This is a genomic window from Achromobacter sp. KK8, from assembly GCF_054188005.1.
Genome location: NZ_CM135178.1, coordinates 4,663,316 through 4,683,954 on the forward strand (window position 1 = coordinate 4,663,316; position 20,639 = coordinate 4,683,954).

Sequence of the window (20,639 nt, forward strand, 5' to 3'; positions counted from 1 at the left end):
TCGTTGGGCGCCGCGCGGCGCTCCCGTAATGTTTGCCAGGCAAGCAGGGAATTCCCCTGCGCCTCGCGACATGAACTACGGAGAGCGCCAGCATGAACCAGCCTTTGCACCCGAGCCAAGCGTCACGATCCGCCGCCGTCAAGGCGACGCTGGACTACCCGGTGATCGACACCGACGTGCACGTCAACGACTACGCGCCGGTCCTGGAGGACTACGTCCAGCACTACGGCGGCGGCAAGCTGGTGGATGCCTTGCGCAAGGCCCTCGGTTCGCGCTTTGCCACCAGGAGCGGCGGCAAGGACTGGTACCAGCAGACCCCGGCCGAGCGCCAGGACAACCGCACCCTGCGCTCGCCCTGGTGGGCGCGGGTCACGCGCAACACGCTGGACCTGGCCACCTACACCCTGCCGGAGCTGCTCAACGAACGCCTGGCCGAGCAAGGCGCGGACTATTCCGTGCTGTTTCCCAACGACGTGCTGGCGCCGCTGGGCGCCGGCGATGAGTTCCGCCAGCCGCTGCACCGCGCCATCAACCACTTCCATGCCGACCAGTACCGCAAGTACAGCGACCGCCTGACGCCGGTGGCCGGCATTCCGCTGAACACGCCGCAGGAAGGCATCGAGGAACTGGAATTCGCGGTCAAGACGCTGGGGCTGAAGGTCATCAACATCGCCGGCGGCGTCAAGCGGCCGATCAAGGCGATCGCGCGCAAGTATCCCGCCGCCGACCATCCCGAGATCGCCCGGCACGCCAGCTACATCGACTTCTACGGCATCGACAGCGAGTACGACTACGACCCGTTCTGGGCCAAGGTGGTCGAGCTGGGCGTGCCGGTCACCACGCACTACGGCAGCCAGGGCTGGACCGGGCGCCATTCCATCAGCAACTACATGTTCAACCACATCGGCCACTTCGCCGATGGCTCGCAGGCCTTCGCCAAGGCGCTGTTCTTCGGCGGCGTCACGCGGCGCTTCCCGAACCTGCGCGTGGCGCTGCTGGAAGGCGGCGCCGACTGGGGCTCGCACGTCTACACGCACCTGGTGGACCGCTGGGAAAAGCGCAACCGCGCCGCGGTGCAGAACTACAACCCGGCCAACGCCGACGTGGCGCTGCTGCACGAACTGTTCCAGCGCTACGGCGCCGACTTCATCCGCGGCCGCGACATCGACCCGCAGCAGCTGCTGCGCGACAGCCTGGGCATCTCGGCCCTGCCGCACAGCCGCGACCCGCACCCGGACGAGCTGGACGACTTCGCCGCCGCCGGCATCGAATCGGTCGAGGACATCCGCAAGCGCTGGGTCGACAGCTTCTACTTCGGCTCGGAATCCGACGACCGCACCGTGGCGGCGGCCTTCAACGACAAGGTCAACCCGCTGGGCGTGAAGATCAACGCCATCTGGTCCTCGGATATCGGCCACTGGGACGTGCCCGACCTGACCGCGCCGCTGGCCGAAAGCTGGGACCTGGTCGAACAGGGCGTGATCAGCGCGCAGGACTTCAAGGCGCTGGTGTTCGGCAACCCCTACCGCTTCTATACCGAGGCCAATCCGGCCTTCTTCCAGGGCACCGCCATCGAGCGCAAGCTGGCCGCGCCAGCGCGCGCGGCCGCCTGACCCCGCCCGCCGTTGTCTGCCTGACCGCCGGACGGCGTGATGCCGGCCGGCTGCCCGATCCTTTCCTGAACGAGTCATTCCATGAAGTCATTGATGATCCTGAGTAAACGCATCGCCGCGCTGGGCCTGGCGGCCCTGGCGGCGTGGGGCGGCAGCGCCCGGGCAGCCGACGTCATCCGCGTCGGCGTGGCCACCGCCGGCGGCGGCGATCCGATCACCTGGGGCGGTTCGCCCGGCGGCGTGGTGCGCGTCAACCAATGGCTGGAACAGGCCTTCGCCGCGGACGGCGTCAAGGTCGAGTGGCTGTTCTTCAAGGGCGCCGGCCCGGCCGTCAACGAAGCGCTGTCCAACAAGCAGATCGACTTCGCCTACCAGGGCGACCTGCCGCAGGTGGTGGGCCGCGCGAACGGCCTGAAGACCAAGCTGCTGCTGGTCAGCGGCGCGCGCAACAACCTGTACCTGGTGGCGCCGCCGAATTCCCCGCTCAAGTCCATCGAGGACCTGAAGGACCGCAAGGTGTCGATCTTCCGCGGCACCAACGGCCACCTGGTGGCAATCAACGTGCTGGCCGCGCATGGCCTGGCCGAGCGCGACATCAAGGGCGTCAACCTGGATGCCGGCAGCGCCCAGGCGGCGCTGGTGTCCAACGGCGTGGACGCGGCCTTTGGCGGCTACGAATGGTTCAAGGTGCGCGACCAGGGCCTGGCCAAGGTCATCTACAGCACCCAGGGCCAGGACCCGGCCTACACCCGCCAGGCCTCGCTGCTGGTGCGCGAGGACTTCGAGCGCGAGAATCCCGCCCAGGTGCAGAAGGTGGTGGACGTGTTCGTGCGCGCCGCGCAGTGGTCGTCCGACGAGAAGAACCGCGACGCCCTCTTCAAGATCTGGGAAAAGAGCGGCGTGCCCTACGCCTCGTGGCAGGCCGAATTCGACAAGCAGGACCTGGCCGCGCGCAACTCGCCGCTGATCGACGACTTCATCATCGCCCGCTACAAGGCGGTGGTGGCCGACGCCGTCAAGCTCAAGCTGATCCGCCGCGAGGTCTCGCTGGACGGCTGGTTCGATCCGCGCTACCTGCAGAATGCGCTCAAGGCCCAGGGGCTGGAGCGCTACTGGACCGCGTTCGACGCCGCCGGCAAGCCGGTGTCCGGCCCGGCGCAGGCCGCGGCACGCTGACCGGAGCGCCGCCATGTCCTCGCTTTCCCCTATTGCCCTGCCGCGCCCGGCCCCGGCGCCAGCCTGGGCGCGCCAGGCGGCCTGGACCGCCGCGCCGTGGCTGCTGCCGCTGGCGCTGCTGACGCTGTGGCAGACCGGCGCCAGCCAGGGCTGGATCTCGCCGCAGGTGCTGCCGCCGCCCGCCTTCGTCTGGGACACCCTGCGCGACCTGGCGACCAGCGGCGACCTGTGGCTGAACACCCGCGCCAGCCTGCAACGGGTGCTGGTCGGCTTTGCCCTGGGCAGCCTGCTGGGGCTGCTGCTGGGCACGGCGATGGGCTTGTCTCGCCGGCTCGAGGCCTACGTGCTGCCGACCTTCAACGCGCTGGTGCAGATCCCGGTGCTGGCCTGGCTGCCGTTCGTGCTGCTGATCGTCGGCATCGGCGAACCGCTCAAGTACATCCTGATCGCCAAGGCGGCGCTGGTGCCGGTCACGCTCAATACCTTGCAGGGCTTTCGCCAGGCCAGCCCGGCGCTGCGCGAAGTGGCGCGGGTTTATGGCTATAGCCGGCGCCAGGAGGTGCTGGAGGTGGTCGTGCCGCTGGCGCTGCCGACGCTCTTCACCGGGCTGCGGCTGGGCTTCACCAAGGCCTGGCTGTCGCTGGTGGTGGTGGAGCTGGTGGCGTCCAGCGAAGGCCTGGGCTACCTGATCGTCTATGGCCGGCAGTTGTTCCAGCTGGACCTGGTGATGGCCGCGGTGATCGTGGTGGGCGCCATCGGCTATGCCATCGACCGGCTGCTGGACTGGGCCGAGACGCGCCTGATCCAGGGCCGCCCCACCCTCACCGCGCAGGCACGCCCATGAACGCCGCCACTTCCGCCTCCCGCGATGCCGCCGAGCTGGCGCTGTCGCAACCGCTGGCCGTGCGCGCCGGCGGCCGCTGGCGCGGCCTGGTGCTGCCGCTGGCCGCCATCGCGTTGTGGTGGTTGCTGGCGCGCATCGACCTGGTGAATTCGGCCCTGCTGGTGTCGCCCGAAAAAGTGCTGGCCACTGCCGCCGACCAGATCCTGGGCGGCAAGCTGTGGCGCGCGCTCGGCGCCAGCCTGGGCCGCGAGCTGACCGGCTTTGCCATCGGCACGGTCGCGGGCCTGCTGCTGGGCGTGCTGCTGGGCCTGTCGCCCGCCTTCAACCGGCTGGTCGGCCCCAGCTTCAACACCTTCAAGCAGATCTCGCTGTTCGCCTGGATCCCGCTGATCTCGGTGTGGTTCGGGCTGGGCGACACCGCCAAGGTGGTGTTCCTGTCGCTGGCGGCGCTGGTGCCGGTGGTGGTCAACACCTGCGACGGCGTGCGCAACACCCCGCCCAAGCTGCTGGAGGTGGCGCGGGTGTACGGCTACAACCGCTGGCAGACCTTCGCCCAGGTGGTGCTGCCGGCCGCCGCGCCCGCCATCTTCACCGGCGTCTACCTGGCGCTGATCTACTCCTGGCTGGCCACCATCGGCGCCGAATACCTGCTGGTGGCGGGCGTCGGCATCGGCAACCTGCTGATCGAGGGCAGCGAACATTTCCAGATGGACCTGGTGATCTTCGGCATGTTCGTGGTCGGGGTGATCGGCTGGCTCATGAACGCCCTGGCCCGCGTGGCCGAACGCCGGCTCGCGCGCTTGCGCGGGCAGGACCAATAACCGCAGGAAGACTCAGGCATGACTCAACATACTTCGCTGGACCTGTCGCTACAGGCGGTCGGCAAGCGCTATCCCAGCGCCCAGGCCGAAGGCGGCGTGCTGCAGGTGCTCACGGGCGTGGACCTGGACATCCCCGCCGGCCAGTTCGTTTCCATCGTCGGCGCCAGCGGCTGCGGCAAGTCCACCCTGCTGCGCCTGATCCTGGGGCTGGACGACACCTATGAGGGCGCCATCACCCTGGGCGGCGAACCGGTGCGCGGCACCGGCCCGGAACGCGGCATCGTGTTCCAGGACCACCGCCTGTTCCCCTGGCTGACGGTGGCGCAGAACATCGCCGTGGGGCTGCGCAACGCCGCCATCTCGACCAGCGAAAAGCGCGACCGCGTGGCCGAACACGTTGCCCTGGTGGGACTGGAGGGCTTCGAGCAGTCGTACCCGCACCAGATCTCCGGCGGCATGGCGCAGCGCGTGGCGATCGCCCGCGGCCTGGTCAACCGGCCGCGCGTGCTGCTGCTGGACGAACCCTTTGGCGCGCTCGACGCGCTGACCCGCGCCCGGCTGCAGACCGAGCTGCAGCGCATCTGGCAGAAAGAGCGCATCACCATGATCCTGGTGACGCACGACGTCGAGGAAGCGGTCTACCTGGGAGACCGGGTGGTCATCATGCAGCCGCGGCCGGGGCGCATCCGCCGCGTCGTCGACGTGCCGCTGCCGCAAGCCCGCAACCGCAGCGACCCGCGCTTCATCCGCCTGCGCGACGACGTGCTGTCCGACTTCCTGGAGCCGGACGGCGCGCCGGCCGACGACAGCCCGCCGCTGGGCGTCGACGCGGCCGCCGGCGTGCCCGCGCTGCCGTCGCTGGCCTCGCTGCGCATGGCCTGGTGAGATCCCCGTTCCGCTTCCCGGCAACGTTGCCGTCCACCCCATTGCTGGAGTCATCCCCATGACCCGTTCCCCGCGCCAGATCAAGCTTGGCGCCTTCCTGATGCAGACCGGCCATCACATCGCCGCCTGGCGCCATCCCGACGCCCAGGCCGACGCGCCGGTCAATTTCCGCCATTACGCCGAGCTGGCGCGTCGCGCCGAGGCCGCCAAGTTCGACGCCATCTTCCTGGCCGACTCGGTCGGCGTGCGCAACACCGACCTGGCGTCGCTGTCGCGCACCGCGCGCAGCGACCACTTCGAGCCGCTGACGCTGCTGTGGCGCTGGCCGCCGTGACCGAGAAAATCGGCCTGATCGCCACGGTTTCGACCACCTACAACGAGCCGTACCACGTGGCGCGCAAGTTCGCCTCGCTCGACCACATCAGCGGCGGCCGCTCGGGCTGGAACCTGGTCACTTCCAGCGGCCAGGGCGAGGCGCAGAACTTCAACCTGGACGAGCACGTCGAGCACGCCCGCCGCTATGCCCGCGCCGCCGAGTTCCACGACGTGGTGCTGGGCCTGTGGGACAGCTGGGAGGACGACGCCTTCCTGCGCGACAAGCACAGCGGCCAGTATTTCGACCCCGCCAAGCTGCATCCGCTGCGCCATCGCGGCGAGCATTTCTCGGTGCGCGGGCCGTTGAACGTGTCGCGTTCGCCGCAGGGCCGCCCGGTGGTGGTGCAGGCTGGCGCCTCGCCCGCCGGGCGCGACCTGGCGGCGCGCACCGCCGAGGTCATCTTCGTGGCGCACCAGACCTTCGACGAGGCCCGCGCCTTCTACCGCGACATCAAGGGCCGCGCCGTTGAATACGGCCGCGATCCCGACGACATCAAGATCATGCCCGGCATCTTCCCCGTGATCGGCCGCAGCCAGGCCGAAGCCGAGGACAAGTTCGCGCGCCTGCAGGACCTGATCCATCCGGTCGTCGGGGTGCAGTTGCTGTCCAACATGATCGGCGGCTTCGACCTGTCGGGGTATCCGGTAGACGGCCCCCTGCCCGACATTCCGGAGACCAACGGCGGCAAGAGCCGCCAGCAATTGCTGATCGACCTGGCGCGGCGCGACAACCTGACGATCCGCCAGCTCTACCTGCGCATCGCCGGGGCGCGCGGCCACCAGCAGGTGGTCGGCACGCCGCAAAGCGTGGCCGATCAGTTGCAGCAATGGTTCGAGGAAGACGGCGCGGACGGCTTCAACATCATGTCGCCGTGGCTGCCCGGCGGGCTGGACGACTTCATCGAGCTGGCGCTGCCGGAACTGCGCCGCCGCGGCCTGTTCCGCACCGAATACAGTGGCGCCACGCTGCGCCAGCATCTGGGCCTGGCGCGGCCGGCGCACCGCGCCGTGGCGGCGGCGTCCGCATCCCGCCGCGAGCGCGAGGCCGCCACGCTGTGAGACGACGGGCCGGCCATGCGGGACAGGGCCACGGCCGCGTCCATGGCCCGGCGTGCGGCAGCCAGCCCCGGGCCGATATCATTCCCGCTCATAGCAGATAGCCGGCCCGGGCTATTGATGAATGGGCGCGGCGGCCTCATCATTGCGCGGGGCCCCACCCGGGCGCCGCCGATTCCGCCACCGCCATGCCTCACCGACCGCTAGCCATCCTGCAAATGGGCCGACCGCCCGAAGACCTGCGCGCCATCCATGGCGAACAGGCCGACTGGATCACGGCGGCCCTGGCGGGCGTCGGCACGCCGCTGGCGGTCATCCATCCGGCCGCCGGCGAGGCCCTGCCCGATCCGGCCACGCTGCGCGGCGCGGTGCTGACGGGCTCGTGGGCCATGGTCACCGACCGCGAGCCCTGGAGCGAGCGCACCGCGCAATGGCTGCGCGATGCCATGGCGGCGCAGTTGCCGCTGCTGGGCATCTGCTACGGCCACCAGCTCATGGCTCACGCTTTCGGCGGCGAGGTCGATTACCACCCGCGTGGCCGCGAGATCGGGCTGCACGCCGTTGCGCGCCTGCCCGCCGCCGCGGCCGATCCGCTGCTGGCGGGGTTGCCCGAGCGCTTTCCCGCCCATCTCACGCACGAGCAGAGCGTGCTGCGGCCGCCAGCCGGCGCCACCGTGCTCGCCGGCACCGCCCACGATCCGCACCAGATCCTGCGCTACGGCCCGCGCGCGCTGTCGGTGCAGTTCCATCCGGAATTCACCGCCGGGCTGATGGACGCGTGCCTGGCGCGGCGCCAGGACTTCCTGGCGGCCGAAGGCCATGACGTGACCGCGCTGCGCGCCGCCCTGGCGCCCACGCCGCACGCGCTGGGCATCCTGCGCGCTTTCGCGGCGGCCTGCTGAGCCGTGGCGCGCAACGCAACCGGCTCGCGCCGCGCCCGCCGCGCATCCGACCAGGCGGGCCTCGCGCCATGATGTACCTGCTGTGGTCCCTGCCTGCGCTGGTGGTCATTGGCGCCATCGCCAGCGGCCGCCTCAACACCACCCTGGCCGCCGTGCTGGGGCTGCTGGCGGCCATTGCGGTGGCGCTGTTCGCGGCCCCCGGCGCCTTCGGCGCGGGCGCGCTGGGCCAGGCCCTGTCGCGCGGCCTCTGGATCGGCGGGGTCATCACGCCCTACATCCTGGGCGGCCTGCTGTTCTGGCAGATGGCGGCGCGGGACGCCACGCCCGCTGGCGCCGCATCCGGCGCCGACGCGGCCGGCGCGCCGGCCGATCCCCTGGCGCGCCGCCGCCTGCTGTTCTTTGCCTGTTTCCTGGTGGGGCCGTTCGCCGAATCGGCCACCGGCTTCGGCGTCGGCATGCTGGGCACCGTGCTGCTGATCCGTCCGCTCGGTTTCAAGCCGCGCGAACTGATGGTCTTCGCGCTGCTGAGCCAGACCCTGATTCCCTGGGGCGCGATGGGCAGCGGCACGCTGCTGGCCTCCGCCTATGCGCGCGTGCCGCCGGCCCAGCTGGCCCTGTACGGCATGGTGCCCGTGGCCCTGCTGATGGGCGTGTGGTTGGCGCTGTTCTGGACCACGGCGCGGCGCGCCGGCCTGCCGGCGACGATGGTCGAATGCGGGCGCGAGACGGCCTGGATGCTGGCCAGCCTGGCCCTGCTGACGGCCGCCACCGCGCTGCTGGGCCCCGAGACCGCCTTGCTGGCCGCCTATGGCCCCCTGATCGTGCTGCGCTTCGCGCTGGACCGGCGGCCCGGCCGCGCGCAATTGCGGGCCGCCGCCCGCGGCGCGCTGCCGTATATCGTGCTGATCGCCTGCCTGGTCGCCACGCGCCTGGTGCCGGCGCTGAACCAGGGCCTGGCCTCGCTGGCGCGTTTCAGTCCCTACGCCGACCTGCCCGCCTGGGCGCCGTTCCTGCATGCCGGCAGTTGGCTGATCGGCGGCGCGCTGCTGATGGCGGCCATGCGCCGCCGGCCGGGCCTGCTGGCCGCCAACGCGCGCCATGCCTGGCGCACCGGCAGGCATGCGGTGCTTTCGGTATTCCTGTTCGCGATGATGGCCGAAGTGCTGGCGGGCGCCGGCATTTCACAGGCCTACGCCGACGGCCTGTTCCGCGCCCTCGGCGACTGGACCCTGCTGATCACGCCGCTCATGGCCGGCGCGTTCGGCATCCTGGCCAACAGCGGCAACGCGCCCAACAGCCTCTTCATGCCATCGCAGCTGTCGCTGGCGCTGCACGCCGGCCTGAGCCTGCCCGCGGCGGCGGCGCTGCTGCACGTATCCGGCACGTCGATGGGGTTCTTCTCGCCGGTGCGCATGTCCATCGCCGCCGGCCTGGCACGCGGCCATGGCCAGGAGCGGCCCGTGTACGTGCAGCTGCTGCCGTTCGCGCTGGCCGCCTTCGCCCTGCTGCTGGCGCTGGCGCTGTTGCTGGTGCTGGCGGGATGACGGCGGCCAGCGCGAACGGCCTTCAAGACGCCTTCAAGACGCCTTTCACGACACCCTCTACGACGGCGACATCAACCCCAACCCGCCCACGATGACCAGCACCGCGGCGCCCAGCAGCATTTCCCAGATCGTATTGCGCCGGATGGCATGCAGGGCCAGGGCCGGCTCGGCCCGGATGCGCGCGATCCAGCGATAGCGATTGGCCAGCGCCAGCCCGGTCATCGCCAGCGCCAGCGCGATCTTGAGCAACAGCACGCGCACATAGTCCCACCCCGCGTCCGGCAATGCCGGCCCCAGGATCAACGCCGCATTGGCCACGCCGCTGAGCAGCAAGGCCGCCACGGCGACATGCCCCCAGGCGGAAAAGCGCAGCAGCGCGCGGGCGGCCTCGGCGCGATCCCGCGGACGTTGCCAGGCCGCCAGCCATGACAGGAACACCGGCAGCGATCCCAGCCAGAACGCGGCCGCCAACAGGTGCAGATAGTCGCTGGCCGTGTGCGCCAGGCCCCAGCCGCCTTCGTGCATCGCGGCGTGGCCGCTGAATGCCAGCGGCGCCAATGCCACGGCCGCCGGCCCCGCCAGCCAAGATGGCCGGCCCGGCCGCAGCCCCAGCGCCACGCCCAGCACGGCGGCCGCGCACAGGGCGCGCGCCACCCAGGCCTGGCCGTAGCCGGTCTGCAGGGTGACCGTGTCCAGCATCTCGCCGTCCAGCATCGCCCGCCAGTCGCCGGCGATGCTGGCGGCCTGCAACGGCAACAGGCACAGTGTGGCCACCAGTCCCGCCGCGCCGATGCGCAGCAGGGCCGGCCGCAGCGCGGTCTCGGCGGCCACCCCCAGGCGCGGCGAGCCGCCCAGCACCAGCATCGCGCTGGCGCCGAACAGCACCGCCGCCGCGCCGGCGCTGACGGCCCGGCACAGCGCGAACACGACCCACAAGGCGTCCATTTCAGGGCTTGACCGTGAACGTCCAGGCACCGTTGGTTTTGTGGCCGTCCTTGGACAAGGCCTGCCATTTCACGGTGTAGGCGCCCGCCGGCAAGGGTGTGGCCACGGGCAACACCAGCGTCTTGTCATCACCCGGCGCCGGCGCGGCCTTGGCCGCGACGGCCTGCTTGCCGGCCGTGTCCAGCACGGTCAGCGACGAAAAGGCGGGCTCCAACCCTTCGGAGAAAGTGGCCGTCACCGAAGACGGCGCGGCCACCTCGGCCTTGTCGGCCGGCGTGGCGCGTTGCAGGTGGGCGTGGGCCCAGGCCCATTGCGGGGCGAGCACGAGCGTGGCGGCGATGAATGCGGGTTTGAACATGATCGGACTCCAAAGTGACGGCGGCGCGCGGCCGCGCGAAAAGAATGGCGCGGGCGCCGAAAGCGGATCGGACGCGCGCGAAACGAACGGTTTGGGTATCGACGACCGGTGCGCGCCCGCGTCGCGCGCCACAGGAATGGGCGTGCGCGGGGACCGGCGCAAAGGATCAGGCCGCGCGCGGCGGCGCGCGCGATTGCTGCGGCAGCCAGGCCGTGGCGCCCCGCGGGCACGGCCCGGCTTGCGCGGCGCGCGGCAGGGCCGGCGGCTCCAGCGGCAGGCGCCAGGCCAGCCCCGCGAACGCGGGCGGGCCGGCGCCGGCAAGCATGGCGCAACTGGCGGCACAGCAGTGCGGCAAGGTGCCGCCGGCGGCGTGGTTGGAGACGTGGCCAGCGGCCTGGACCGGCGTGGCCGCTACGGCGTCCACGTCGTCCAGCGCCACCACCCGTGGGCCGCTGGCGGTGCAGAGGATGACAGACGAGGCCCCCTGCCCGGCTGCCGCCGGCAGGGCCGCGCCGAGCGCCGTGGCGGCCACCAGCGACTGGAAAACCAGCAGCCCCGCCGCCAGCCACACCAGCGCGCGGCGGGTGGCGGCAGACCTGCGCGTAAACGTAACCGGCGTGTGCATCCCCATGGTGCCGACGAGCTTACGACGGCCGCCGGACGCCCGCAACTTCAATCCGACACGCCACAACTGTTATGCTCCACGGTTTCAACATTTGAATTCGCAGCACACCATGGGTCTAGAACAGCTCGCCGCAATCCGAGAACTGCTGTTGAAGCAGGCTCCCGAAGAGGCGGCTTCCAAGAAGAAACCCGCCCGTCCGGCCGCCAACGAAGCGGGGTCGCGCAAGCCCTCCGCGCGTCCGTCCGGCGATGCGGCTGCCGCCCGGAAGAAACCCGCGCGCGCGCCGGCCGGCGACCGACGCGAAGCGCCGGCGGTCGATCCGGTGCTGATCGCCATTTCGCGACTGCAGCGGCAATTTCCCAAGGCCTTTCCCAAGAAGCCGGCGCCCAAGGTGCCGCTCAAGCTGGGGGTGCTGGAGGACCTGGTGCAACACGCCCAGACCCTGCAGCTCAGCGCCGACGAGATCAAGCAGGCCGTCAAGACCTGGTGTGACGGCCGCCGCTACTGGGATTGCATGGTCGAATCCGCCGCGCGCGTCGACCTGAACGGCGAACCCAACGGCGCCGTGACCGCCAACGAAGCGCAGCACGCCAAGCGCATGGCCTCGCGCCGTCACGCCAAGGCGGGCGGTGGCCGTGGCGGCAAGAGCAATGCCGCCAAGGGCAAGCCGGCCGCCGAAGGCGCCAAGCCGGCGCAGGCGGAGGCTGCCGCGCCCGCCGATGCGGCCGTGGACACGCCGGTGGACACCTCAGTCGATACGTCGGTGGACACGCCGGCCCAGGCGCCGTCGGACACCCAGAGCGCCGACTGAACTTCCCGCCAGGAAAAAAGCGGACCGTGCGGCGCCAGGCGCCGCACGGTCCGCGGTCTTTTGGGGGCCAGCCACGCCGGCCGCCCAGATCAATCCAGCCGGATGTCGGCGCTCTGCACCACCTTGGCCCAGCGCGCCCGCTCGCTGTTGAAGAACTGCGCCAGTTGCGCCGGATCGCGCACCACGATCTCGGCGCCCTGCTCGTTCAGCTGTGACTTCACGTCGGGCTGATTGACGATCTGGCCCATCAGCGTCGCCAGCAGGTTGGCCGTCTTGTCGGTCGTGGCGGCGGGGGCCATCACGCCCTGCCAGGTTCCGGATTCGAAGCCGGCCACGCCTTGCTCGGAGATGGTCGGAATGTCGGCCACCAGCTGCATGCGTTCCTTCTTGGAGATCGCGATCGCGCGCAGCTTGCCGCCCTTGATGTGCGGCAGCGTCGCCAGCAGCCCGTTCATGATGACCTGGGTCTGGCCGCCTATGGTGTCGGTGACCGCCTGCGAACCGCCCTTGTAGGGCACGTACTCCCATTGCGCGCCGGTGGCCTGCTGCACCGCCACGGCCGCCAGGTGCGGCGCGCTGCCGATCGCGGTGACGGCGAAATTCAGGCGCTGTTTCTTCGACAGCGCCACCAGCTCCGGCACGGTCCTGGCGGGCACGTCGGGATGCACCGCCAGCACGTGCGGCGAATACGCCAGCATGCCGACCGCGCGCAGGTCCTTGGACGGATCGAACGACAGCTTGGTGTAGACCGACGGGCTGATCGCCAGCGCGCCTACGTCGCACAACAGCACCGTATGGCCTTCCTGCGCCGATTGCACCACGATGCCCGCGCCCAGGTTGCCGTTGGCGCCCGGCTTGTTCTCGACCACCACCGTCTGCCTGAGCGCCTCGGCCAGGCGCGGCGCAATCACGCGCGCGATGATGTCCGACGAGCCGCCCGGCGGGTATGGCACCACGATGCGCACGGGCCGGGTCGGCCATGCGTCGGCCTGGGCCCAGGCCGGCGCCCAGTGCGCCGCGCCCAGCGCCGCCGCGCCCAGCAATAACTGCCTTCGGTTCGAATCCATGTTGTCTCCGTTGTGGTATTTGTGTCAGAGGACCCCGCGCGTCTCGACGTAGAGCGCGTAGAGCGAATGGCTGCTCGCCATGAACAGCCGGTTGCGCTTGGCGCCGCCGAAGCACAGGTTGGCGCAGCGCTCGGGCAGGCGGATGTGGCCGATCGGCTTGCCGCCCGGATTGAAGACCATCACGCCATCGAGTTCCTCGGGCTTGGCGTCGGCGGCGCCATTGCTGCCCCAGCCGCACCACAGGTTGCCGTGCTCGTCGCACTTGATGCCGTCGATGGCGCCGGGACCTTGCGCGTCGATGAACTTGCGCTTGCCCGACAGCTTGCCGTCCGCGCCGACGTCATACGCCCACACCACGCGCGCCGGCTGGTGGCGCGATTCGACGATGTAGAGCACGCGCTCGTCCGGCGAAAAGCACAGGCCGTTGGGCCCGGCCAGGTCGTCCAGCGCCAGCTCGACGCGGCCGCTGTCCGCGTCGATGCGATACACCGAATGCGGCAGTTCGGGTTCGGCCTTGTCGCCCTCCCAGTGGCCGCCGATGCCGAAGGGCGGATCGGTGAACCAGATGGCGCCATTGCGCTGGCACACGATGTCGTTGGGCGAATTGAAGCGCTTGCCCGCGTAGCGGTCCGCCAGCACCGTGATGCCGCCGTCGTACTCGGTGCGCGTGACGCGGCGCGTCAGGTGCTCGCAGGCCAGCAGGCGCCCCTGGCGATCGCGCGCCAGCCCGTTGCTGAAATTGGCGGGCTGGCGGAACACGCTGGTGGCGCCGGTGGTCTCGTCCCAGCGGATGATGCGGTCATTGGGGATGTCCGAACACAGCAGATAGCGCCCGTCCCCCACCCACACCGGTCCCTCCAGCCAGCGAAAGCCGGTGGCCAGCTGCTCCACGCTGCTGCTGTAGATGCGGTACTTCGAGAACTCCGGGTCCAGGATGCGCACCGACGGGTCGGGGTAGCGTTGCTGCGGCGTGAAGGCGAAGGATTGCGCCTGCGCCAGGCCGGCGGGCGCCAGCGCCAGGGCGCCCAGCAGCCGGCGCCGGCCGGCCTGCATCAGGGGGCTGTGGTCCATCGATGGTCTCCTCTTGGTATGTTCGGCGATGGCCTTGCGTTGAAAGCGGCGACGGCAATCAGGTCACGGGACCGGGATTGAACAGCGTCAATGCGTTGTGCAGCTTGAGTTTTTCCGCGCAGCTCTGGCGCCGTCCGCTGGCCACGTCGAGCATCAGCCGGAACAGTTCCCAGCCCACCTCTTCGATGCTGGCCTGGCCGGTGGCGATGCGGCCGGCGTCCACGTCCATCAGGTCGTGCCAGCGCCGCGCCAGGTCGCTGCGGGTGGCGACCTTGATCACCGGCACCTGCGCCAGCCCGTAGGGCGTGCCGCGGCCGGTGGTGAAGATGTGCAGGTTCATGCCGGCCGCCAGTTGCAGCGTGCCGCAGATGAAGTCGCTGGCCGGGGTCGCCGCGAAGATCAGCCCCTTGCGGGTCAACCGCTCGCCCGGCGCCAGCACGCCGTCGATGTTGCAGGTGCCGGACTTGACGATCGAGCCCATGGCCTTTTCTACGATGTTGGACAGGCCGCCCTTCTTGTTGCCGGGGCTGGTGTTGGCGCTGCGGTCGGCGCCGCCGCGCCGCAGGTAATCGTCGTACCAGGCCATCTCGCGCACCAGCGCCTCGGCCACTTCGGGGGTGGCGGCGCGCGCGGTCAACTGGTCGATGCCATCGCGCACTTCGGTGTTTTCCGAGAACATGACGGTGCCTCCGGCACGCACCAGCAGGTCCGCCGCAAAGCCCACCGCGGGATTGGCCGTGACGCCCGAGAAAGCGTCGCTGCCGCCGCACTGCACGCCCACCACCAGATCGGAGACGGGACAGGTCTCGCGGCGGCGGCGGTCCAACTTTTCCAGGTGGCGCTCGGCGGTGCGCATGATGTTGGCGATCATGGACTCGAAGCCGACGTGTTCGTCGTCCTGCAGCACGATGGTGTCGACGCCTTCGCCGCCAGCCATCCCCCGCCCGGCGCGGATCGGGATCGCGCCCGGCGCCAACAGGCGCTCGGGCTGCAGCTTCTCGCAGCCCAGGCTGACCACCATGGCGGTGCCGCCGAAATTGGGATTGCGGGCAATGTTGTGCAGCGTGCGCACCGGCACCGCCGCGCCCGGCGCGTCGATGGCGACGCCGCAGCCGTAGGTGTGCTCGATACCCACCACCCCGTCGACATTGGGATAACGCGGCAGCAGCTCGCGGCGGATGCGCTCGACCGCGTGTTCCACCACGCCCTGCACGCATTGCACGGTGGTGCTGATGGCCAGGATGTTGCGCGTGCCCACCGTGCCGTCGGCGTTGCGGTAGCCCTCGAAGGTGTAGCCCTCGAGCGGCGCCGGCGGCGCGATCCTGCGCGTGCCCACCGGCAGGTCGTCGAGCGCGCGGGCCGCGGGCATGGTGGTCACCCGTTCGTTGACCCAGCTGCCGCGCGGCAGGTGCCGGGCCGCGTAGCCGACCACGACGTCATAGCGGCGCACCGGCTCGCCAGGCGCCAGGTCGCGCAGCGCCACCTTGTGGCCCTGCGGCACGGCTTCGGCCAGCACCAAGCCGTCCGGCAGCGCCGTGCCCGCCGGCAGCCCGCCGTCGTTGGCGACGATGGCGACGTTGTCCTGCGGGTGAATCTTGATCAGCACGGGCGCTGGGGCGGGCGCGAACGACATGGAGCATCCTCGAAAACGATGCCGCGGGCTGCGGCATCCTATACGTTATCGTACAACTAGAGAGATTATCCATGGACTGATGGCGGCACGCATTGCGGATTTCCCCAGGTATCCGCCGCCACTGCCCTCAGCGATTCCGTCTTATCTTGCTTGAGCCGGAGAAAATCATGTTGTACGATGACGTACCTATTCAACACATGACAGCCCGGCAGCCCCTCTGCCGCGCGTCCGCCACCAACGGATACCGCCCATGACCACGCCGCAGGAACTCAAGGCCATCGTTTCGGAAGGCCTGCTCTCCTTCCCCGTGACCGACTTCGACGCGCAAGGCAATTTCAACGCCCGCTCTTATGCCGAGCGGCTGGAATGGCTCGCGCCCTACGGCGCCACCGCCCTGTTCGCCGCCGGCGGCACCGGCGAGTTCTTCTCGCTGGCGCCGGACGAATACTCGGATGTCATCCGCACCGCCGTGGACACCTGCGCCGGCAAGGTGCCGATCCTGGCCGGCGCAGGCGGCCCCACCCGCGTCGCCATCGCCTATGCCCGCGAGGCCGAGCGCCTCGGCGCCAAGGGCGTGCTGCTGCTGCCCCACTACCTGACCGAGGCCTCGCAACAGGGCATCGCCGACCACGTCGAGCAGGTCTGCAAGGCCGTCAAGATCGGCGTCATTGTCTACAACCGCGCCCAATCGCGCCTGTCGGCCGACAGCCTGGCCCAACTGGCCGAGCGCTGCCCCAACCTGGTCGGCTTCAAGGACGGCGTCGGCGATATCGAGGCCATGGTGCGCATCCGCCGCAAGCTCGGCGACCGCTTCTCGTACCTGGGCGGCCTGCCCACCGCCGAGGTCTACGCCGCGGCCTACAAGGCGCTGGGCGTGCCGGTCTACTCGTCGGCCGTCTTCAACTTCGTGCCCAGGACCGCGATGCAGTTCTACCGCGCCGTCGCCGCGCACGACCACGACACCACCAACCGCCTGCTGGACGAGTTCTTCCTGCCGTATCTCGAGATCCGCAACCGCTGCGCCGGCTATGCGGTCAGCATCGTCAAGGCCGGCGCCAGGCTGGTCGGCCACGATGCGGGCCCGGTGCGCGCGCCGCTGACCGACCTGCATCCCGACGAAATGGCCATGCTCGACGCGCTGATCCGCAAGCTGGGCCCCCAATAGACCAGGCGCGGCGCCGCCTGCCCGCCCCCGCTGGGGGCGTTTTCATTCGGAGACACTGCATGACTTTGACCGGCAACATGTTGATCGGCGCCCAGGCCGTAAAAGGCGCGGGCGCGCCGCTGCACGCCATCGACCCGGCCCGCGGCGAACCGCTGCAACCGGCGTTCCACGCCGGCGACGCCGAGGACGTGGCGCGCGCCGCCGAACTGGCCGCCGCCGCGTTCGACCCCTACCGCGCCGCGCCGCTCGAAACCCGCGCGCAATTCCTGGAGAGCATCGCCGAAGGCATCCTGGCGCTCGGCGACGCGCTGATCGAGCGCACCCATCTCGAAACCGGCCTGCCGCTGGCCCGCCTGCAAGGCGAGCGCGGCCGCACCGTGGGCCAATTGCGCCTGTTCGCGCGGGTGGTGCGCGACGGCTACTTCCTGGACGCCACCATCGACCCCGCCCAGCCCGAGCGCCAGCCGCTGCCGCGCGCCGACCTGCGCCTGGCCCAGGTGCCGCTGGGGCCGGTGGCCGTGTTCGGCGCCAGCAACTTCCCGCTGGCGTTCTCGGTGGCGGGCGGCGATACCGCCTCGGCGCTGGCGGCGGGCTGCCCGGTCATCGTCAAGGCCCACAACGCCCACCCCGGCACCGCCGAAATGGTGGGCCGCGTGATCCAGCAGGCGGTGGCCAGGCACGGCCTGCCCGAAGGCGTGTTCTCGCTGCTGTTCGGCGCCGGAAACGAGATCGGCACGGCGCTGGCGACCCACCCCGCCATCACCGCGATCGGGTTCACCGGTTCGCGCCGGGGCGGCCTGGCGCTGGTGGCCGCCGCCAACGCCAGGCCGGTGCCGATCCCGGTGTATGCCGAGATGTCCAGCATCAATCCGGTGTTCCTGCTGCCCGCCGCCCTGGAAGCGCGCGCCGAGACCATCGCCAAGGGCTTCGTCGAATCGCTGGTGCTGGGCGTGGGCCAGTTCTGCACCAATCCCGGCCTGGTGGTCGGCATCGAAGGCCCGGCGCTGGAACGCTTCCGCCAGGCCGCCGGCCAGGCGGTGCAGGCCAAGGGCGCCGCCACCATGCTGACCCCCGGCATCTTCGCCGCCTATTCGCAGGGCGAGCAGGCGCTGGCCGGCCACGCCAGCGTCGCCACGCTGGGACGCGGCGAAGCCTCGCGGCCGGCCGCCAATGCCGCCGGCCCCGCCGTGTTCGGCACCGATGCCGCGCGCTTTCTGGCCTCGCCCGAACTGGAGGCCGAAGTCTTCGGCCCGGCCTCGCTGGTGGTGGCGTGCCGCGACGCCGCGCAGATGCGCCAGGTGGCCGAACACCTGGAAGGCCAGTTGACCGCGACCCTGTTCGTGGACGAGGCCGACATCGAAGCCGCGCGCGCCCTACTGCCGGTGCTGGAGCGCAAGGCCGGCCGGATCCTGGCCAACGGCTATCCCACCGGCGTCGAGGTGAGCCACGCGATGGTGCACGGCGGCCCCTTCCCGGCCACCTCGCGCCCCGCCTCGACCTCGGTCGGCGCCACCGCCATCCGCCGCTTCCTGCGTCCGGTCTGCTACCAGGACCTGCCGGACGCGCTGCTGCCCGATGGTCTCAAGCGCGGTAATCCGCTAGGGCTGCCGCGCATGACCGACGGCGTGCTCGGCGCCTGACGCCACACCCGCCCGGCCGGACATTGCCACGCCGTCCGGCCGCGGGCCGCGCCGTGATCTTCAGGAGCGAGCCGTGGTGCCAAGGTCGACGCGGAACACGCTGCCCCGCCCCGGCGCCGATTGCAGCGAGACCCGCCAACCCTGGTGCTCGCAGATGCGCTGCACCAGGGACAGGCCCAGCCCGAGGTTGCCGGCGGCAGGCTGCGTGCCGCGCACAAAGGGGCTGAAGACCGCCTGCTGCCGCTCCGCCGGAATGCCCGGACCGTCGTCGGCCACCTGCAGGTATTGGGCGCCGGCGCTGATCGTGACGCGCGCGCCGGGTCCGGCGTATTGCAGCGAATTGCGGATCAGGTTGGACAGCAACGCGCGCAGCAACGGCGCCGGAAAGCGCGGCGGGTCCATTGCCGGCGTCATCCCGTCGGCGCCGCTCGGGCCCGGGGCGGCGCCCCTGTCGAAGACATCGGCGGGCGCGCCGGCCGCCGCGTTCGACGGGCTCGGCCCCGCCGCGGCCTGCAGCGTCAGCGACATGCCGCGCCGCCGCGCCACCGCGCTCCAGGCCGCGAGTTGCTCGCGCGCGGCCTCATCGGCGCTGGCGCGTGCGAACTGGCCCGCGTCGTCGCCCCCGCGCGCCAGCATCAGGTAGGTATCGAGCCGTTCTCCCATGTCGGCCGCGGCCGCCGCGATGCGCCGCAAGCGCGCATTGCCGTCGGCATCCAGTCCCGGCTCTTCCAACAGCAGTTCGCAGGAACTGGAAATCACCATCAGCGGCGTGCGCAATTCGTGGCCAACGTCGGCGGTGAACAGCTGTTCGCGCCGCAGCGCCTGCTCGAGCTGGTTGTAGGTGGCGTCGAAGGCGGCCGCCAACCGGCCGATCTCGTCAGGGGGGTAGTCCTCGGCCAGGCGGGTCTGCGGCGGCTGCGCGCCGCGCGCCGTGACCTGCGCCGCCAGCCTGGCCAAGGGCCGCAGCATGCGCCGCGTGGCCAGGGTGCCCAGCACGAAGGCCAGCGCCAGCCCGCCGGCCAGGCCGCTGACCACGGTCCAGTGCGACGCGGACTGGTTGTGTTCGTACTCGGTGTAGTCGCGCAGCAGCATGTAGCGCTGGCCGTCCTTGTCGTCCACCATGACGTGCCAGATTCGGCCCTCGCGCTCGATCTTGTGGAAGCCCGGCGCCAGGCCCCGCAACCATTGCGGGAACGCCGATCCGCCCGGTTCGCCATGGAAGAACCGATGCGGCCGGCCCGGGTCGATGCCCGCCAGGAAGTCGCCGCGCACCCGTTCCACCGCCATGCCCATGTCGATGCGCTGCAAGTGGACTTCGAGCGTGTTCACGCTCCAGATCGACACCCAGGTCAGCACGCCGCCGACCAGCAGCGCCAGCAACAGGTAGGTGCGCACCAGGTAGCGCGCCAGGCCGCGCCGCGCGCTACGCATCGCCGGCCGCCCGCAATTGGTAGCCGATGCCGTGCACCGTGTGCAGCAGCGGCGCGTCGAACGGCTTGTCGACCACCTGGCGGATCTGGTGGATATGGGTGCGCAGGCTGTCGCTATCGGGCGGGGAATCGCGCCACAGGGCCTCTTCGAGCCGGCCACGATGGACCACCGCGGGGCTGGCGCGCATCAACAGCATCAACAGCTGCAGTGGCGACGGCGGCAGGCGCAGCGCCTGCCTGGCGCGCGCCAGCGCCAGGGTGCCGGTATCCAGCGTCAGGTCGCCCACCCGCAACACGCGCGCCGCGCCGGCGCCGCTGGCGCGGTGCAGCAGCGCCTTGACGCGCGCCGCCAGTTCGGCCAGCGCGAAGGGCTTGACCAGGTAGTCGTCGGCGCCCGCGTCGAAGCCGGCCAAGCGGTTGTCGAGCGTGTCGCGCGCGGTGACCATGATGATCGGCGTGCCGCAGCCGGCTTCGGCGCGCAGTTGGCGGCACAGGTCGTAGCCGTCCAGCCGCGGCAGCATCAGGTCGAGCACGATCAGGTCGAAGCCGCCTTCAGCGGCCATCGCATAGCCGCGCAGCCCGTCCTCCGCGCAATCGACGATATAGCCGCGGCGCGTCAGGTGATGCGTGATGTTGGCCAGGATATCGGGATCGTCTTCGATGACAAGAACGCGCATG

18 protein-coding genes and 1 pseudogene are annotated in these 20,639 nt (G+C 70.7%); 11 read left to right on the forward strand and 8 right to left on the reverse strand.

Annotated elements, in window-relative coordinates; all coding sequences use genetic code 11:
• Positions 1 to 92 precede the first annotated feature (92 nt).
• The 8 genes and pseudogenes from ACVN9Z_RS21655 to ACVN9Z_RS21690 all read left to right on the forward strand — a co-directional run bounded on the left by ACVN9Z_RS21655 (position 93) and on the right by ACVN9Z_RS21690 (position 9,216).
• Entirely contained in the window at positions 93 to 1,613 is a 1,521-nt protein-coding gene (locus ACVN9Z_RS21655) for an amidohydrolase family protein (protein ID WP_020927738.1), read from the forward strand.
• An 81-nt stretch (positions 1,614 to 1,694) separates the two neighbouring features.
• Positions 1,695 to 2,789 carry an ABC transporter substrate-binding protein gene (locus ACVN9Z_RS21660; protein WP_020927739.1) on the forward strand — a complete coding sequence of 365 codons (1,095 nt, stop codon included), beginning with the start codon at positions 1,695 to 1,697 and terminating at the stop codon, positions 2,787 to 2,789.
• 13 nt (positions 2,790 to 2,802) lie between these two features.
• Complete coding sequence (locus tag ACVN9Z_RS21665) at positions 2,803 to 3,633, forward strand: ABC transporter permease (RefSeq protein WP_020927740.1); 831 nt, start codon at positions 2,803 to 2,805, stop codon at positions 3,631 to 3,633.
• On the forward strand, positions 3,630 to 4,454 hold the full coding sequence (locus ACVN9Z_RS21670; protein WP_458212602.1) for an ABC transporter permease: 825 nt from the start codon (positions 3,630 to 3,632) through the stop codon (positions 4,452 to 4,454). Before ACVN9Z_RS21665 ends, ACVN9Z_RS21670 begins: the two co-directional genes overlap by 4 nt.
• A gap of 18 nt (positions 4,455 to 4,472) precedes the next feature.
• Positions 4,473 to 5,339: an ABC transporter ATP-binding protein gene (locus tag ACVN9Z_RS21675; RefSeq protein ID WP_458212603.1), complete on the forward strand. Its 867-nt coding sequence runs from the start codon at positions 4,473 to 4,475 to the stop codon at positions 5,337 to 5,339.
• A gap of 58 nt (positions 5,340 to 5,397) precedes the next feature.
• Positions 5,398 to 6,773, forward strand: a pseudogene (locus tag ACVN9Z_RS21680) (LLM class flavin-dependent oxidoreductase).
• Between the two features lie 215 nt (positions 6,774 to 6,988).
• Positions 6,989 to 7,672 carry a glutamine amidotransferase gene (locus tag ACVN9Z_RS21685; RefSeq protein WP_232066874.1) on the forward strand — a complete coding sequence of 228 codons (684 nt, stop codon included), beginning with the start codon at positions 6,989 to 6,991 and terminating at the stop codon, positions 7,670 to 7,672.
• Positions 7,673 to 7,740: 68 nt separating this feature from the next.
• A complete protein-coding gene (locus ACVN9Z_RS21690) occupies positions 7,741 to 9,216 on the forward strand; it encodes a hypothetical protein (protein ID WP_458212604.1) in 1,476 nt (491 codons plus the stop codon).
• Positions 9,217 to 9,273: 57 nt separating this feature from the next.
• On the opposite strand, the gene copD is transcribed toward ACVN9Z_RS21690, so the two are convergent.
• The 3 genes from copD to ACVN9Z_RS21705 form a co-directional block, all read right to left on the reverse strand.
• Positions 9,274 to 10,161, reverse strand: coding sequence for a copper homeostasis membrane protein CopD (copD, locus tag ACVN9Z_RS21695; RefSeq protein WP_458212605.1), 888 nt, complete (start codon positions 10,159 to 10,161; stop codon positions 9,274 to 9,276).
• Position 10,162: 1 nt separating this feature from the next.
• Entirely contained in the window at positions 10,163 to 10,519 is a 357-nt protein-coding gene (gene copC / locus ACVN9Z_RS21700; protein WP_024068896.1) for a copper homeostasis periplasmic binding protein CopC, read from the reverse strand.
• 166 nt (positions 10,520 to 10,685) lie between these two features.
• Positions 10,686 to 11,144, reverse strand: coding sequence for a DUF2946 family protein (locus tag ACVN9Z_RS21705; protein ID WP_173011024.1), 459 nt, complete (start codon positions 11,142 to 11,144; stop codon positions 10,686 to 10,688).
• A gap of 109 nt (positions 11,145 to 11,253) precedes the next feature.
• Here ACVN9Z_RS21705 and ACVN9Z_RS21710 point away from each other — a divergent pair, with 109 nt between their 5' ends.
• Complete coding sequence (locus ACVN9Z_RS21710) at positions 11,254 to 11,955, forward strand: ProQ/FinO family protein (protein ID WP_172965915.1); 702 nt, start codon at positions 11,254 to 11,256, stop codon at positions 11,953 to 11,955.
• Between the two features lie 89 nt (positions 11,956 to 12,044).
• Here ACVN9Z_RS21710 and ACVN9Z_RS21715 read toward each other — a convergent pair whose 3' ends face one another.
• The 3 genes from ACVN9Z_RS21715 to garD are packed head-to-tail and all read right to left on the reverse strand — an operon-like array spanning position 12,045 to position 15,726.
• Complete coding sequence (locus tag ACVN9Z_RS21715) at positions 12,045 to 13,022, reverse strand: Bug family tripartite tricarboxylate transporter substrate binding protein (protein ID WP_006384885.1); 978 nt, start codon at positions 13,020 to 13,022, stop codon at positions 12,045 to 12,047.
• Between the two features lie 24 nt (positions 13,023 to 13,046).
• Entirely contained in the window at positions 13,047 to 14,093 is a 1,047-nt protein-coding gene (locus tag ACVN9Z_RS21720; RefSeq protein WP_353631223.1) for an SMP-30/gluconolactonase/LRE family protein, read from the reverse strand.
• Positions 14,094 to 14,151: 58 nt separating this feature from the next.
• Positions 14,152 to 15,726: a galactarate dehydratase gene (gene garD / locus ACVN9Z_RS21725; protein WP_458212606.1), complete on the reverse strand. Its 1,575-nt coding sequence runs from the start codon at positions 15,724 to 15,726 to the stop codon at positions 14,152 to 14,154.
• A gap of 250 nt (positions 15,727 to 15,976) precedes the next feature.
• Between garD and kdgD the strand changes: the two genes are divergently transcribed.
• Together kdgD and ACVN9Z_RS21735 are read left to right on the forward strand one after the other, a co-directional pair.
• Positions 15,977 to 16,891, forward strand: coding sequence for a 5-dehydro-4-deoxyglucarate dehydratase (kdgD, locus tag ACVN9Z_RS21730; protein ID WP_054439881.1), 915 nt, complete (start codon positions 15,977 to 15,979; stop codon positions 16,889 to 16,891).
• 59 nt (positions 16,892 to 16,950) lie between these two features.
• Positions 16,951 to 18,531 (forward strand): aldehyde dehydrogenase (NADP(+)), encoded by a 1,581-nt coding sequence (locus ACVN9Z_RS21735; protein ID WP_173011026.1) that lies wholly within the window; start codon positions 16,951 to 16,953, stop codon positions 18,529 to 18,531.
• 60 nt (positions 18,532 to 18,591) lie between these two features.
• Here the strand turns inward: ACVN9Z_RS21735 and ACVN9Z_RS21740 are convergent, their stop codons facing one another.
• Together ACVN9Z_RS21740 and ACVN9Z_RS21745 are read right to left on the reverse strand one after the other, a co-directional pair.
• Positions 18,592 to 19,962, reverse strand: coding sequence for a sensor histidine kinase (locus ACVN9Z_RS21740; protein WP_458212607.1), 1,371 nt, complete (start codon positions 19,960 to 19,962; stop codon positions 18,592 to 18,594).
• On the reverse strand, positions 19,955 to 20,638 hold the full coding sequence (locus ACVN9Z_RS21745; RefSeq protein WP_458212608.1) for a response regulator transcription factor: 684 nt from the start codon (positions 20,636 to 20,638) through the stop codon (positions 19,955 to 19,957). Before ACVN9Z_RS21745 ends, ACVN9Z_RS21740 begins: the two co-directional genes overlap by 8 nt.
• Position 20,639 lies beyond the last annotated feature (1 nt).

Excerpts from the sequence above, each read along its gene's own strand:
- ACVN9Z_RS21655 (WP_020927738.1), top strand. The coding sequence starts at position 93 with ATGAACCAGCCTTTGCACCCGAGCCAAGCGTCACGATCCGCCGCCGTC.
- ACVN9Z_RS21660 (WP_020927739.1), top strand. The coding sequence starts at position 1,695 with ATGAAGTCATTGATGATCCTGAGTAAACGCATCGCCGCGCTGGGCCTG.
- ACVN9Z_RS21665 (WP_020927740.1), top strand. The coding sequence starts at position 2,803 with ATGTCCTCGCTTTCCCCTATTGCCCTGCCGCGCCCGGCCCCGGCGCCA.
- ACVN9Z_RS21670 (WP_458212602.1), top strand. The coding sequence starts at position 3,630 with ATGAACGCCGCCACTTCCGCCTCCCGCGATGCCGCCGAGCTGGCGCTG.
- ACVN9Z_RS21675 (WP_458212603.1), top strand. The coding sequence starts at position 4,473 with ATGACTCAACATACTTCGCTGGACCTGTCGCTACAGGCGGTCGGCAAG.
- ACVN9Z_RS21685 (WP_232066874.1), top strand. The coding sequence starts at position 6,989 with ATGGGCCGACCGCCCGAAGACCTGCGCGCCATCCATGGCGAACAGGCC.
- ACVN9Z_RS21690 (WP_458212604.1), top strand. The coding sequence starts at position 7,741 with ATGATGTACCTGCTGTGGTCCCTGCCTGCGCTGGTGGTCATTGGCGCC.
- copD (WP_458212605.1), bottom strand. The coding sequence starts at position 10,161 with ATGGACGCCTTGTGGGTCGTGTTCGCGCTGTGCCGGGCCGTCAGCGCC.
- copC (WP_024068896.1), bottom strand. The coding sequence starts at position 10,519 with ATGTTCAAACCCGCATTCATCGCCGCCACGCTCGTGCTCGCCCCGCAA.
- ACVN9Z_RS21705 (WP_173011024.1), bottom strand. The coding sequence starts at position 11,144 with ATGCACACGCCGGTTACGTTTACGCGCAGGTCTGCCGCCACCCGCCGC.
- ACVN9Z_RS21710 (WP_172965915.1), top strand. The coding sequence starts at position 11,254 with ATGGGTCTAGAACAGCTCGCCGCAATCCGAGAACTGCTGTTGAAGCAG.
- ACVN9Z_RS21715 (WP_006384885.1), bottom strand. The coding sequence starts at position 13,022 with ATGGATTCGAACCGAAGGCAGTTATTGCTGGGCGCGGCGGCGCTGGGC.
- ACVN9Z_RS21720 (WP_353631223.1), bottom strand. The coding sequence starts at position 14,093 with ATGGACCACAGCCCCCTGATGCAGGCCGGCCGGCGCCGGCTGCTGGGC.
- garD (WP_458212606.1), bottom strand. The coding sequence starts at position 15,726 with ATGTCGTTCGCGCCCGCCCCAGCGCCCGTGCTGATCAAGATTCACCCG.
- kdgD (WP_054439881.1), top strand. The coding sequence starts at position 15,977 with ATGACCACGCCGCAGGAACTCAAGGCCATCGTTTCGGAAGGCCTGCTC.
- ACVN9Z_RS21735 (WP_173011026.1), top strand. The coding sequence starts at position 16,951 with ATGACTTTGACCGGCAACATGTTGATCGGCGCCCAGGCCGTAAAAGGC.
- ACVN9Z_RS21740 (WP_458212607.1), bottom strand. The coding sequence starts at position 19,962 with ATGCGTAGCGCGCGGCGCGGCCTGGCGCGCTACCTGGTGCGCACCTAC.
- ACVN9Z_RS21745 (WP_458212608.1), bottom strand. The coding sequence starts at position 20,638 with ATGCGCGTTCTTGTCATCGAAGACGATCCCGATATCCTGGCCAACATC.